Origin of the sequence: Roseovarius sp. TE539 (genome assembly GCF_003298505.1) — a bacterium.
Classification (GTDB): domain Bacteria; phylum Pseudomonadota; class Alphaproteobacteria; order Rhodobacterales; family Rhodobacteraceae; genus Roseovarius.
The window spans coordinates 89,776-102,922 of sequence record NZ_QNGB01000010.1; the positions used below are offsets into that span (position 1 = coordinate 89,776).

Consider the following 13,147-nt stretch of genomic DNA (forward strand, 5'->3'; position numbering starts at 1 on the left):
GTGGATCTGCCTGTTCTGCTGATCACGCTCGGGGTGCTTTTCCTTGCCGGATTGCTGGCCGACGAGGGCGGCAGGCGGACGCGCTTGCCGCGGGTGACACTCCTGCTGGCCTGCGGTCTGGTGGCGGGCCGGGCCGGGTTCGGCCTGATTCCGCCGGAGGTCGAGGAATGGTACGAATTCCTGTCGGTCACCGCGCTGACCATGGTGGCCTTTCTTCTGGGCAGCGCATTGACGCGCGACAACATGCTGCGCGACGGCCGGGCGATCCTCGGGGTTTCGCTGTCGATCGTGATCGTGACCCTGATCCTTGTTACGGGCGGTCTGTGGCTTCTGGGTGTGCCTGCCGAGGCAGCGCTTCTGTTGGGGGCAATTGCCACGGCCACGGCACCCGCGGCCACCCAGGATGTGATCCAACAATCGGGTGTCGAGGGGCGTTTCGTGGACATGATCCGCGGAATCGTTGCCATTGACGACGCCTGGGGTCTCCTGGCCTTCTCGCTGGTTGCGGTCGTGGCGCGTGGCCTTGCAGGCGGACTGGAAACGGCCCTTCTTCTGGATGCCGGCCGGGAGATCCTTGGCGCGGTCCTTCTCGGGACGGCCATCGGATTGCCGGCCAGCTACCTGACCGGGCGGCTGAGCCCGGGAGAACCATTGCAGACCGAGGCGCTCGGAATCGTGTTCCTGACCGCAGGGCTTGCAATGTGGGCCGACCTGTCATTCCTGATCGCCGGAATGACCGCAGGCATGATCATTGCCAACATGGCCCGACACCATGACAGGGCGTTTCACGAGATCGAGCATATCCAGTGGCCCTTCATGATCCTGTTTTTCGTGCTGGCGGGCGCGTCTCTGGAGCCCGGATTGCTGGCCGGGGCGGGGATGGCCGGTGCGGCCTACGTGTGTCTCAGGATCGCTTCGCGGCTTGCCGGAGGCTGGATTGGCGGGACGCTGGCAGGGGCGCCTGTCGCGCATCGGCCCTGGTATGGCATCGCCCTTCTTCCGCAGGCCGGCGTCGCGGTTGGCATGGCGCTCGTCGCCGGACAGGAATTTCCGCAGTATTCCGATCTTGTCCTGACACTGACGATCGGTACGACGGTCCTGTTCGAGCTGATCGGTCCGGCAGGAACATTGCTGGCGATACGGAAAGTCTCGGAACGGGGGTAAGCCAAACTGTACCGGCGCTCAGGACGCGAGCCCCTTGTCGCCCATTTTGAGAAACTTGTCGCGGCGGTCCTTGATCAGCTTCTTCGGGGTTTTCGCCTCAAGCTCACTCAGCATCGCGGTGACGGTCTTGCCGACGGATTGGATCGTGGCCTCGCGGTCACGGTGCGCCCCGCCAAGCGGTTCGTCGATGATCCGGTCCGCGACCCCGAGCTTGACCAGATCCTGCGCGGTCAGGCGCAGCGCCTCGGCGGCCTCGCGCATTTTCTCGGCATCTTTCCACAGGATCGAGGCACAGCCCTCGGGCGAGATCACCGAGTAGACGGAATGTTCCAGCATCGCCACGCGGTTGGCGCTTGCGAACGCCACGGCGCCGCCTGATCCGCCCTCGCCGATGATCACGGAGACAAGCGGCACGCCGATCGAAAGGCATTTCTGGGTCGCGCGGGCAATCGCCTCGGATTGGCCGCGTTCCTCGGCGCCCTTTCCGGGATAGGCGCCCGGCGTATCGACCAGCGTGACGACCGGCAGACCGAACCTGTCGGCCATGTCCATAAGGCGTATCGCCTTGCGGTATCCCTCGGGGCGGGCCATGCCGAAATTTCGTGCTATGCGCGATTTGGTATCGTTGCCCTTCTCGTGGCCGATCACCATCACCGGCTTGTCATCAAGGCGGGCAAGGCCGCCCATGACGGCATGATCATCGGCGAAGTTCCGGTCACCCGCGAGGGGCGTGAATTCTGAAAAAAGTGCCTCGATGTAATCGCGGCAATGGGGCCTTTCAGGATGCCGCGCGACCTGGCATTTCCGCCACGGCGTCAAGTTGCGGTAGAGATCCTTGAGCATGTCCGCGGCCTTGCGGTCCAACGCGCCTGCCTCGGGTTCGACATCCATGTCCTCGCTTTGCCGGGCCATTGCCCGAAGCTCCTCGGCCTTGCCTTCGATTTCGGCCAGGGGCTTTTCGAAGTCGAGGTAGTTGGTCATCGGTCACTCCAGCAATCGCGCCCGCGTTATATGGCCGGTGACGGCAGGATTTGCAATCGTCGACGGACGGGGCCGCGGTGTCAGGCGGTGCCGGGCCAGAGGACCGGGATGAGCGTGGCCAGCAACAGGATCGCCATGACCCAGTTGAAGGCCCGAAGCCTTGCCGGACTTTTCAGAACACGCCGCATCTGCTGGCCCAGAACGGTCCAGCTGGTTGTGCTGGCCACCGACACGCAGACATAGACGCCCGAGACCCAGAGAACCGCTGCCAGATCGCGGCTGGCGGCATAGAGGGTGATGGCCGACAAAGCCATCGACCATGCCTTGGGATTGACCCATTGGAAGGCCGCCGATTGCAGGAAGGTCAACGGTCGGCCGGTGGCCTCGGTCCGCCCCGGGGGGGCGGCATTGGCAATTTTCCATGCCAGATACAGAAGATAGGCGACGCTGAGCACCTTGAGGATCGTATAGCTGGGGGGCCAGGCATCGAAGAGCTGCATTACCCCCACCCCGACCAAAAGCACCATGGAAGGGAACCCGAGCCCGATACCCAGCATGTGCGGAATGGTCCGCCGGAAACCGAAATTCGCCCCGGAGGCCATGAGCATCAGGTTGTTCGGACCGGGGGTGATGACGGTCACGAAAGCGAAGGCGAAAAGGGCAGTCAGAAGGTTCAGCGTCATGGTTGCAACCATATTGATCCTCTCGCGCATTTGAATTGCTTTCTTTTGCGAATGTTCCGAAAATATGCAATTACTGATCGTCATGGATGGTATTGACGAGCGGATATTGCAAGAACTTACGCGTGATGGCAGGATCAGCAATCTTGACCTTGCAGAGCGGATAGGGCTTTCGCCGTCTGCCTGCCTGCGGCGGGTTGCGGCCCTGGAGCGGCAGGGCCGGATACGCGGATATCGCGCCATCCTGGACCGCGGGGCGATGGGAATCGGATTTGTCGCCTACGCGACAGTGGGCCTGAATTCTCACACCAAGGCCAGCCAGGAGGCGTTCGAACGCGCCATGGCCGTGGCGCCCGAGGTTGTCGAATGTCACAACATCACCGGATCGGTCGAATATCTGCTGCGGATCGAGGTCACCGATCTGCCAGCCTACAAGGCATTCCACACCGACGTGATCGGGACCCTGCCGCAGGTCAATGCGATCACCTCTTATGTCGTCATGGGCTCGCCAAAGGACGAACGCGCCTGACGCAACAGGCGGGCCGGGCCTCTTCCCACCGCGCACGCCGCGCGATATGCCGGGGATCATGGAAACGATGACCCAGGTTCATGCCCGGCTGATCGCCGAGGGGCAGCTGAAGCCCGATGCAGCGCAGGAGGCGCTGCTGCCCGAGTTCGAGCGTATCCGCGCGGGCCTGGCGCAGCCGGCGCGGGGCTGGTTCCGCCGCCGCCCCGAACCCCCGAAAGGCCTGTACATATGGGGAGGGGTGGGACGCGGCAAGTCCATGCTGATGGACATGTTCGTGAAGACAGCTCCGGTGCCGTTCCGCCGTGTGCATTTCCACGCTTTCATGCAGGAAATCCATGCCGGGCTACACGAGGCCCGTCAGCGCGGTGAGGAGGATGCCATCGCGCCAGTGGCCGCGGGTGTCGCCCAATCGGCGCGCCTTCTGGCCTTCGATGAAATGCAGATCACGGACATAACCGATGCAATGGTGGTCGGGCGGCTGTTCGAGGCCCTGCTCGATGCCGGTGTCGTGGTTGTCACGACCTCGAACCGTGTGCCTGACGATTTGTACAAGGACGGTCTGAACCGACAGCTTTTCCTGCCATTCATTGAACTTCTGAAAGAGCGGATGGTTGTGCACGAGCTGGTTTCGCCCACCGATTACAGGCAGGGCCGGATCTCCGGAAGCCCGGTTTATTTCACCCCCCTGAACAGCGAATCGCGGGCCGCGATGGACCGGATCTGGGCTGATCTGTCAGACGGGCAGGAAGAACCCCTGGCCCTGACCGTGAACCGGCGCGAAGTCACGATCCCACGGTTTCACAACGGTGTGGCACGCGCGACCTTCTACGACCTGTGCGGCAATCCTCTTGGCCCGGCGGACTTTCTGGCCATCGCGGACGCGGTGCGGGTCCTGATGCTGGACAACATTCCGCAAATGGGGCGCTCGAATTTCAACGAGGCGAAACGTTTCGTCACCTTGGTCGATGCACTTTACGAGGCCGGTGTCCAACTTGTCTGTTCGGCTGCGGCAGAACCTGAATACCTCTATCTGGAAGGCGAGGGCACGTTCGAGTTCGACCGCACGGCAAGCCGACTGCGTGAAATGCAGTCCGAGGCGTGGGCCCGGGATTGAACCCGGGCCGCGGCATCGCTTAACGGTCGATGCACTTCTTGGGGAAACAGTTGCCATTGAAGGGGCCGCTGGACTCCGCGGCGATGGCCGGTGCGGATACGGCGGCGAGAATTGTTGCAAGTGCAATAATACGCATGGTGATTGTCCTCTTTTCGTCATCAGAGTGCCGGAATAGGCCTCTCTCATGACGTTTTAGATAAATTGATCGCGAGGACCGGCAAGCCGGACTCATATCAACGTGATGCGGCACGCACGTCCGGACACGCGATCGTGCTGGGCCGGGATCAATCCAGGCCGGCGATCAGATCCGGCACATCCGCAAGATCGCGCACCGTGAAGAAACGGCCGCTGTCCAGCGGCGGCGCCGCATGTTCGATTTCCCATGTCAGGTCATGTGGCACGTGTACGCCCCAGCCCCCGGCATCAATCGCCGGCAAAACGTCCGATTTCATGGAGTTTCCGATCATCATGGCGCGTGACGCGCCATCGCCGTGCCGCGCGAAGATCGAGGCATAGACGGGTGCGGTCTTGTCGCTGACGATCTCGACCGCGTCGAAGAAATCGCCCAGCCCCGACTGTGCGAGCTTGCGTTCCTGGTCCAGAAGATCCCCCTTGGTGATCAGCACGATCCGGTGGCGTCCCGCCAGCCTGCGCAGGCAGGATTCGGCATGCGGCAGAAGGTCTATCGGGTGGCGCAGCATGTCCTGCCCCGCGGCGATGAGTTCGGAGATGACCGAAGCCGGCACCCGCGAGTTGGTCACCTCGATCGCGGTTTCGATCATGGACAGCGTGAAGCCCTTGATCCCGAATCCGTAATGGCCCAGGTTGCGCCGCTCTGCCTCCAGAAGGCGTACCATGAGGTCTTCCGGGTCGACGTGATCCGACAGCAGGGCAGCGAACCGCTCCTGGGTCAGTCGAAAGAACCTCTCATTGTGCCAGAGGGTATCGTCCGCATCGAAGCCGATTGTCGTCAAATTCCGTTTCATCCCGCGGCTTGCGTCCAGCGCCCCCTTTTCAGGCCACCCCACGTGGTTATATAGAAATGGACGAAACGGCCACGTCAAACATGTCTGCGAAACAAATGATCCATCACACAATCATGATGTCGGGAGACGACGATGACGACAGTTCGGTCGTTGTCGAGACTCGTCAGAAGACGAAGCGGCCACCACTCTACAAGGTGCTCCTGCTCAACGATGATTACACACCGATGGAATTCGTCGTTGCGGTTCTGGAACGGTTTTTCGGGATGAACCACGCGCAAGCCTTCGAGATCATGCTGACCGTACACAAGAAGGGAGTCGCGGTGGTGGGAGTGTTCAGCCACGAGATTGCCGAAACCAAGGTGGCGCAGGTAATGGATTTCGCGCGCCAGCATCAGCACCCGCTGCAATGCACCATGGAAAAAGAGTAGGCGCTTGAATTCCGCACGCTTGTCAATGGCCCTGTCCGACGGGGGGCTTGCCTTGCCAGAGGCGGGCAGGATCGCGGTTTTCGCCCCGCGCGCCGGTGCGGAGCTGGCGCCGTTGCCGGCGGGGCTGTGCCATGTTCTGACCGGGTTCCGCCCGGACCATGATCACTTCTCCGCACTGGGCCATGCCTGTGCGGTCGAACCGGAGGGCAGGTATTCGGCGGCCGTGGTATGCCTGCCGCGCGCCCGGACCCTTGCGCGCGACCTGATCGCGACGGCTTGTGATGTGACCGATGGGCCGGTGATCGTGGACGGGCCGAAGACCGCGGGTGTGGAGGCCGCGCTCAAGGAATGCCGCGCCCGTACCGCGGTTTCGGGACCGGTGTCCAAGGCGCATGGCAAGATGTTCTGGTTCACCCCCGCAACTGGACAATTCGACGATTGGCGGTGTGGTGGCCCCGCCCCTCTGGACGATGGTTTCGTGACTGCGCCGGGTATCTTCTCTGCCGACGGGATCGATCCCGGTTCGAAACTCCTGGGCGATACCCTTCCGCGGAAAATCGGCGCGCGCGTGGCGGATCTTGGCGCTGGCTGGGGGTATCTGGCGGCACGAATCCTGGAGCGCGATACCGTCGAAACCGTGCATGCGGTGGAGGCCGATCATGCCGCACTGTCCTGCGCGCGCCGCAACCTGCCCGATGCCCGGGTACAGTTCCATTGGGAGGATGCCGCGCGCTGGCGGCCGCCAGAGGCACTGGATACCGTGATCACCAATCCGCCATTCCACACCGGACGCGATGCTGATCCGGCCCTCGGCCGTGCCTTCATAACCGCGGCCGCCGCAATGCTTGCGCCGGGCGGTCAATTATGGCTTGTCGCCAATCGCCACCTGCCCTACGAGGCGCCACTGGCGGACAACTTCGAGGAAAGTGTGGAGGTCGCCGGAGATAGCCGCTTCAAGGTGCTGCATGCGCGCCGCCCGTCTCGTCACCGCCGCTGATTCGGCTTAACCTCCGGGCGCGGGCGCATCTTCAGGAAGGACCGTCGCATGTCATTCTCCGTCTCCGGCAAGACCGCGATAATCACTGGCGGGGCCAACGGTATCGGCCTGGCCATTGGGCGCCATTTTGCCGACAAGGGCGCCAACGTGATGCTGGCCGATATGGACGAGGGGCGCCTCGTGAAAGAGCTGGGCAAGACCGGCGAGGACAGCAATATCCGCTATTATGCCGGGGATCTGCGCGAGAAGCTGACCCTTGCGAACCTGTTGTCGGCCACGATTGATGCTTTCGATCAGGTCGACATCCTTGTCAACGCATCCCGGCAGGTCGTGGTCTCTGATCCGCTGAACCCTGACGATGATGCCGTCGAGATGCTGCTGCAACAAAACCTGATCACCTCGCTGCGGCTCAGTCAGCTTGTCGCGAAGCGGATGATAAAGCAGTCCGAGGGACAGACCGAAGGCAACGCCGGGGCAATCGTCAACCTGTCCTCCATCGCCGCGCGGCGCACCCATCCTGATTTGATGGCCTATTCCGTCTCGTCGGCGGCCCTGGACCAGATGACCCGGTCACTGGCCGTCGCGTTGGCGCCGCACCGCATCCGCGTCAATGCGCTGGCTTTCGGCTCGGTGATGAGCGCATCTCTCAAGGACACGCTGAAGGACAACCGTGCCTACCGCGCCGATATCGAGGAACACACGCCGCTGGGGCGTATCGCCTCACCGTCCGAGCTGGCCGAGGCGGTGCAATACCTCGCCTGTGACAGTGCCGGGTTCATGACCGGCCAGATCATGACTGTCGATGGCGGGCGCACGCTGCTTGATCCCGTGGCCGCTCCGGCGCATTAATGGCGTTGCTCTTCCGCCCTTCCGGGCGGCCTCGCGAGGAATACAGATGACCAAAGACTTCACAGAAAGGAAAAACCGCGCCGCGGCCTGGTTCCGTGAGCTCCGCGACGGCATCGTCGAGGCCTTCGAGACTTTGGAAAACAACCATGCCGATGGCCCGCTGTCGGAGCTTGCGCCGGCCCGTTTCGAGGTCAGTGAAACCCGCCGCGCGTCAGATGACGGATCGGACGCGGGCGGCGGGTTGATGAGCGTGATGCGCCGCGGCCGCGTCTTCGAGAAAGTGGGAGTCAACGTCTCGGAAGTGTTCGGAAACCTGGGCGATGCGGCGCAAAGGGCGATGGCGGCGCGCGGCGTGCCCGGCATGGAGGATGATCCCCGCTTCTGGGCTTCGGGCATCAGCCTGGTGGCGCATATGCAGAATCCGCATGTCCCTGCGGTTCACATGAACACCCGGATGTTCTGGACACCGCACGCCTGGTGGTTCGGTGGCGGATCGGACCTTAACCCCTGTATTGAATACAAGGAGGACACGGCGCATTTCCATGCCCAGCAAAAGGCCCATCTGGATCCGCATGGCGCGAGTCACTATCCGCGCCTCAAGGCATGGGCCGACGAGTATTTCTATATCCCGCACCGGCATCGGGCGCGCGGCGTGGGCGGGATTTTCATGGATGACATGAACTCGGGCGATTGGGAGGCGGATTTTGCGCTTACGCAGGATATCGGGCGCGCCTTCCTGCCGGCTTTCGTGCCGCTGGTCGAGAAGCGGCGCATGCAGGGCTGGACCGAGGCGGACAGGGACACGCAGCTTGTGCATCGTGGCCTGTATGCCGAATACAATCTTGTCTATGACCGGGGTACGAAATTCGGGTTGGCAACGGGGCACGACGCGAACGCCGTCCTCATGTCCCTGCCGCCACTGGCGAAATGGATCTGACCCTGGCGGTCAGTCCGTGCGCGCGACGAGGTCCACCCAGACCGGCCGGTGACGGCTTGCCGCTTTCGCGGCTTGCGCGCCCGGCGTGTCGTCGGCCGGCCAGTAAACACCGGATTCGAGCACCTTCCAATCGGCCGATGGCAGGATATAGGACACCCTGAGCGCCCCGGGCCCCGGATCGGGCCAGAACACGGTGTCGCGCCTTGGGTCACCGCCCTGGCCGGGATCGTCGGGCGCGGGCCCCTGGCGTGCCGGGCGCGGATCCTGAAGGCGCGGATCGTCCAGAAGGGCGCGTATCGCGGTCTTGCGTCCTGCGCCGTCCACCGGATCAAGGTTGGCGTGCCCGATCACCGCGAAGCGGACGGCCGGCGGGGTGCCGAAGGCTCCGTTCAGGAAATGCTGCCAGAACAGTATTTCATCGTGGTTTCGACGGCCGTTGCGATCCTCCGGCCCGTCGAAGACGGCGGGGCCTGCATGAAAGGCCAGCAGATGAAGGCGCCCGGCCGGATGCGCGATCGGAACGACCCAGTGCCCGACCGAGGACAGGCGTTGTGCCGCCTGCGCGCGGGCCGAAGGAAACGGGCGGCCCTCCACCTTTGGTAACAGGGCGCCGGGCATCTCCTTCCACAAAAGCCCGCTGAAATCCTGTGCCGCCGGTTTCACGATCGGGAACCGTGACAGCAGCGCCATACCGCCCTGCCCGGAGAATTCCCCGTATCCCTGTCTGTCCCGGGCTCTCCCCAGCCGCCCGTCGCCGTCCATGTCCAGCCTCGTGGCCATCCCGGTATTGGGACGCCGGGCGAACAGATGCGGATAGAGCGGCCCGCCGTCCTGCGCCAGTGTATCCCTGAGAGCGCGCAGGGCGACCAGCCCGTGATCGTAATCGACCCCTTGCAGAAGAAGGATATCCGGGGCCACGGCGGCGACGACATCGCGAACCGCCAGAACCTGCGGATCCTCGCGTGACAGGATCGCCTTGAGCAGACGCCCGGGACCATCGCGTTCCAGTTCACTGTGGAAGGTGGCGATGCGGATGGTATCGGCGATGCCCGGCCCCGCCATGACCGTCACGCAAGCGGCCACAAGCGCCGCCTTCAGGCGGTTTGCAACCCATCGGCGTCGGCCTGTGCATAGGCGCGCCGCCGCTTTGCCCTGATCAGTTCGGATATCCGGTTCATGGCGATGCCGCGCATGATCATGGTTGCGGGAACGAAAGCCCATATGCACATCGTCCAGATCAGGGGTTGCGGACTCAGGATCGACTGTATGTCGACCAGCCCCGATGCGGCCTTGATACCGGCCGGCACCAAGAATGGCAGCAGAAACCCTAAAGAGATGTTAACGCTGCTGTCGCGCCCCAGCTTGTTGAGCACATCGCCGCCACCCGTCGGATCGAACAGCGGAAGGTTGATCCAGACATTGAATGCCCGGCGGCGGACGGGCCACCAGAAAAGCCGGACGATAACCAGAAAGACCAGCAACATGACGATCGACATGCCATATGCCACACCGGCCGCCATGCGGACAGTCGCGACATCGGCCGCCGACGTGGTTTCAGGCAGCATGAGCAGTGTCAGCCGGACCGGCGAATAAGGGAAATCAAGGGCCAGCCCCACCTGTGTGCCGGCATAGGAAAGCAGGATGTTCAGGGCGTTCGGCTCGGTCGTGCCGCGCATGATCAGCGACAGGATCAGGACAGTGGCCGCCAGCGCCCCGAAACGCAGGCGGTTATAGGGCGGGGCGAACCGGAACTCTATGATGCTGGGGGATTTCCCGAAATATTCCACAAAGACAAGCCCGGCCGAAAGCATGGCAAGGATAATGACGATCTGTGCGGTGTCCGGGGCGACCCCGGACAGGAGAAGAGACGGCGTTGCCACCAGGAGTGCAATCAGAACTGCACGAAAGAATGCACCAGTAAGTCGTGCGAACACTGCCCGATTCCCTTCAAACTGGCCTGCCGCGATACGCTGCCGCAGCATTGTTCCAACTTGAGTCCGCCTTCTCTGGCGGTTTGCCTCATTGTCGCCCAATTATTGCCTTCTTTCGATTGGCGGGACAAGATTTTGGTTAAAGAAGGCAAATGAATAAGGCGATTTGATGGAAGCACTGGTGCTCTATTGCATCAATTTTCCCCTTGAAAACAGACGGTTCTCAAGGGCAACACAAAATGTAGGGGGTTTGAGGGGCTCAGCGTCAAGGGAAGCCTGTGGCGGGAGCACCGCCACAGGCAGCCGTCCGCGGCGTCAGATCCAGGGACGCTCGGCCTCGGCGCGGGCTTCGAACGCGTCAATCGCCGGCGCCTTCTCCATGGTCAGCCCGATATCGTCCAGCCCTTCGAGCAGGCAGTGTTTCTTGAACGGGTCGATTTCGAAACCGATCACCTCGCCATCCGAGGTGGTGATGGTCTGCGATTCGAGATCCACCTCGATCCGTGCGTTTGCCCCTTTCTCCGCATCGCGCATCACCAGATCCACCTGCGCCTGAGGAAGGGTGATGGGCAGTATGCCGTTCTTGAAGCAGTTGTTGTGGAAAATATCCGCGAAGCTGGGGGCGATGACGCAACGGATACCGAAATCCTTGATCGCCCACGGCGCGTGTTCGCGTGAGGACCCGCAGCCGAAATTTTCGCCGCTGACCAGGATTTCCGCATCACGATATGCCGGTTGATTGAGCACGAAATCCGGGATCTCCTTGCCGTCATCATCATAGCGCATCTCGTCAAAAAGGTTCACGCCCAACCCCGAGCGCTTGATCGTCTTGAGGAACTGCTTGGGGATGATCATGTCGGTATCGACATTGATGATCGGCAGGGGCGCCGCGATCCCGGTGAGTTTTTCGAATTTTTCCATCAGTCGTCTCTTTCTTCTTTTATCTCCAAGTTACGTGGCGATACCAGATGCCACCTCTGCCCTCTAAATTCCAAATCGCCCTCAATCTGCACCTCGGCTTTCGAGTCGTGAGCTTCTATAGCGCGCGAATAAAGTTGGGCGGGAAGTTCAACAGTCACAGACCTCGGGCTGCCCTCAACCCACGTCCTCAGTTTCACGCGGCCTTGGGTCGGCGCAATTTCCCGATTGAGACCGGTTATGTAACCGGAGAGAACTTCATTCTTGAAAGGCTGTCGGTCCTTCAAAATTCTTGCTGCTTCTGAAAGAATTTCGGCATCGGATTGTGAAAACAACCGTCGAAACCTTGATTCAGGCGTTGGCCGCGTTCTTGCCCAACTGAGTGAAAAATCAAGTCCTTCACCGTCACTGATAAACTTAGAAACCGCCGAGCATAGATTCGCGCTAACGCCGCTGGAAACTACGCGTTCGAAAGCTTCGATATCTGAACCTCTACCCACCTCTGCAACCGCATCCAGAAGGGCATCCATTGCCATCACCAGAGTCCGCGTTACTTTCCGCCCAAACGGCTCGCTTTCAAGTTCTGGCCAAAATTCTTTCTGTTTTCCGTCGTCTAGAGATGGTGGGACTGGCGAATAAAGTGTGACAACAAAACTGCCATGCTCGGTTTGCCCAAGCTTGACAGTTTCAAGATACTCGGTTGCCCTTGCATTGCTTCCACTTCTGAAAAACCTCTGCGCCGAAACAGTCGAACAAGCCGCAGCTAGCACGGCATCTTTACTTTGTTGAACCAGATCAACGCCTCTAATCAGGTCAATTGATCCATCCCCGTCTGCTTCAGGGGCGCGGAACCGGATCAGATCCCGATCTGAGGCGGCCAAATCTCTGAAGACCGAGATTTCGTCGCGGTCCTCACTCTCGGCTATCGTTGCTATTAATGCTGCTACTGATTGTGCGTAGTCGCGCAAATGAGTTGAACCCGGAGCGAAGACTTCCAGCCCGCTACGGTCTGTATACATCACGCCACGATCCCCTAAGTCGTCACCACGTATCCATTGTTGCGCCTTTAAATACGAGTGGATCGACATTGTACTGATGGAAATAAGCGCGTCTATGTCAGTTATGTGTGCTCTCATAACGCGTTTGTCTCCGATTTTTTGATCAACTCTTGCATAGCATCAATGCCGAAAAGGTTTGATCGTGGTATGCGCACCTGTTTCGAGCCTTTGTCGGTTTCCGGTTGACCAATGATGGAAACCCACCATGCGCACCTTTTTAGTACGAGTTGCTCCCGAGATATACTCAGCCAATCTTCTGGTTCCGGGGGCAATTCCATGACGAGCAACAAGAGAGGCGTTTGCCGTGGAGCGACAAGATCGTTGTAGTTTTTTGCCTTTAGTTGGTATTTTAACACATCTTCATCCCAGTCGGGTGACGATGTGCACTTAAGTTGAAATGCTATCGATGCTCGACGACTAGAGCGCGACGAGATTGTAATATCCGTACTGTCTCTGTCTAGGTTCTGGGTAGAGAAAGTGTACCCACAAGCCGTAGCAACCGCCGAAGCGTAGACAAACGACAACTGTTCTTTCTTGTCGTTTTCGCTGAGCAGCTGATTATCGGCGGTTGTCAT

The 13,147-nt window shown here is 61.0% G+C and carries 15 protein-coding genes; 7 read left to right on the plus strand and 8 right to left on the minus strand.

Annotation, left to right across the window (positions count from 1 at the left end; all coding sequences use genetic code 11):
- A complete protein-coding gene (locus DQW77_RS08425; RefSeq protein ID WP_113257813.1) occupies positions 1-1,164 on the plus strand; it encodes a cation:proton antiporter in 1,164 nt (387 codons plus the stop codon).
- A gap of 18 nt (positions 1,165-1,182) precedes the next feature.
- Here the strand turns inward: DQW77_RS08425 and DQW77_RS08430 are convergent, their stop codons facing one another.
- A complete protein-coding gene (locus tag DQW77_RS08430; RefSeq protein WP_113257766.1) occupies positions 1,183-2,145 on the minus strand; it encodes an acetyl-CoA carboxylase carboxyltransferase subunit alpha in 963 nt (320 codons plus the stop codon).
- 80 nt (positions 2,146-2,225) lie between these two features.
- Positions 2,226-2,828 (minus strand): LysE family translocator, encoded by a 603-nt coding sequence (locus tag DQW77_RS08435; RefSeq protein ID WP_113257814.1) that lies wholly within the window; start codon positions 2,826-2,828, stop codon positions 2,226-2,228.
- An 82-nt stretch (positions 2,829-2,910) separates the two neighbouring features.
- Here DQW77_RS08435 and DQW77_RS08440 point away from each other — a divergent pair, with 82 nt between their 5' ends.
- Both DQW77_RS08440 and zapE read left to right on the plus strand, forming a co-directional pair.
- Entirely contained in the window at positions 2,911-3,354 is a 444-nt protein-coding gene (locus DQW77_RS08440) for an Lrp/AsnC family transcriptional regulator (protein ID WP_113257767.1), read from the plus strand.
- A 58-nt stretch (positions 3,355-3,412) separates the two neighbouring features.
- On the plus strand, positions 3,413-4,468 hold the full coding sequence (gene zapE / locus DQW77_RS08445) for a cell division protein ZapE (RefSeq protein ID WP_113257815.1): 1,056 nt from the start codon (positions 3,413-3,415) through the stop codon (positions 4,466-4,468).
- 284 nt (positions 4,469-4,752) lie between these two features.
- Here the strand turns inward: zapE and DQW77_RS08450 are convergent, their stop codons facing one another.
- A complete protein-coding gene (locus tag DQW77_RS08450; RefSeq protein ID WP_113257816.1) occupies positions 4,753-5,454 on the minus strand; it encodes an HAD family hydrolase in 702 nt (233 codons plus the stop codon).
- Positions 5,455-5,549: 95 nt separating this feature from the next.
- On the opposite strand from DQW77_RS08450, the gene clpS reads away from it, so the two are divergent.
- The 4 genes from clpS to hemF are packed head-to-tail and all read left to right on the plus strand — an operon-like array spanning position 5,550 to position 8,665.
- Positions 5,550-5,882 (plus strand): ATP-dependent Clp protease adapter ClpS, encoded by a 333-nt coding sequence (gene clpS, locus DQW77_RS08455; protein WP_113257817.1) that lies wholly within the window; start codon positions 5,550-5,552, stop codon positions 5,880-5,882.
- A gap of 25 nt (positions 5,883-5,907) precedes the next feature.
- Positions 5,908-6,879 (plus strand): class I SAM-dependent methyltransferase, encoded by a 972-nt coding sequence (locus DQW77_RS08460; RefSeq protein ID WP_113257768.1) that lies wholly within the window; start codon positions 5,908-5,910, stop codon positions 6,877-6,879.
- Between the two features lie 48 nt (positions 6,880-6,927).
- A complete protein-coding gene (locus DQW77_RS08465; protein ID WP_113257769.1) occupies positions 6,928-7,728 on the plus strand; it encodes an SDR family NAD(P)-dependent oxidoreductase in 801 nt (266 codons plus the stop codon).
- 46 nt (positions 7,729-7,774) lie between these two features.
- Positions 7,775-8,665 (plus strand): oxygen-dependent coproporphyrinogen oxidase, encoded by an 891-nt coding sequence (hemF, locus tag DQW77_RS08470; protein ID WP_113257770.1) that lies wholly within the window; start codon positions 7,775-7,777, stop codon positions 8,663-8,665.
- A 9-nt stretch (positions 8,666-8,674) separates the two neighbouring features.
- Here the strand turns inward: hemF and DQW77_RS08475 are convergent, their stop codons facing one another.
- From DQW77_RS08475 to DQW77_RS08495, 5 genes are all read right to left on the minus strand, one after another.
- Positions 8,675-9,727, minus strand: coding sequence for an endonuclease/exonuclease/phosphatase family protein (locus DQW77_RS08475; RefSeq protein ID WP_113257771.1), 1,053 nt, complete (start codon positions 9,725-9,727; stop codon positions 8,675-8,677).
- A gap of 32 nt (positions 9,728-9,759) precedes the next feature.
- A complete protein-coding gene (locus tag DQW77_RS08480) occupies positions 9,760-10,599 on the minus strand; it encodes a hypothetical protein (protein WP_113257818.1) in 840 nt (279 codons plus the stop codon).
- 312 nt (positions 10,600-10,911) lie between these two features.
- Complete coding sequence (gene leuD, locus DQW77_RS08485) at positions 10,912-11,517, minus strand: 3-isopropylmalate dehydratase small subunit (protein ID WP_113257772.1); 606 nt, start codon at positions 11,515-11,517, stop codon at positions 10,912-10,914.
- Positions 11,517-12,536, minus strand: a complete 1,020-nt coding sequence (locus tag DQW77_RS18030; protein ID WP_147094947.1) for a hypothetical protein — start codon at positions 12,534-12,536, stop codon at positions 11,517-11,519. The genes leuD and DQW77_RS18030 overlap by 1 nt, the downstream gene beginning before the upstream one ends.
- A 110-nt stretch (positions 12,537-12,646) precedes the next feature.
- Positions 12,647-13,147, minus strand: coding sequence for a DUF4365 domain-containing protein (locus DQW77_RS08495; protein WP_113257774.1), 501 nt, complete (start codon positions 13,145-13,147; stop codon positions 12,647-12,649).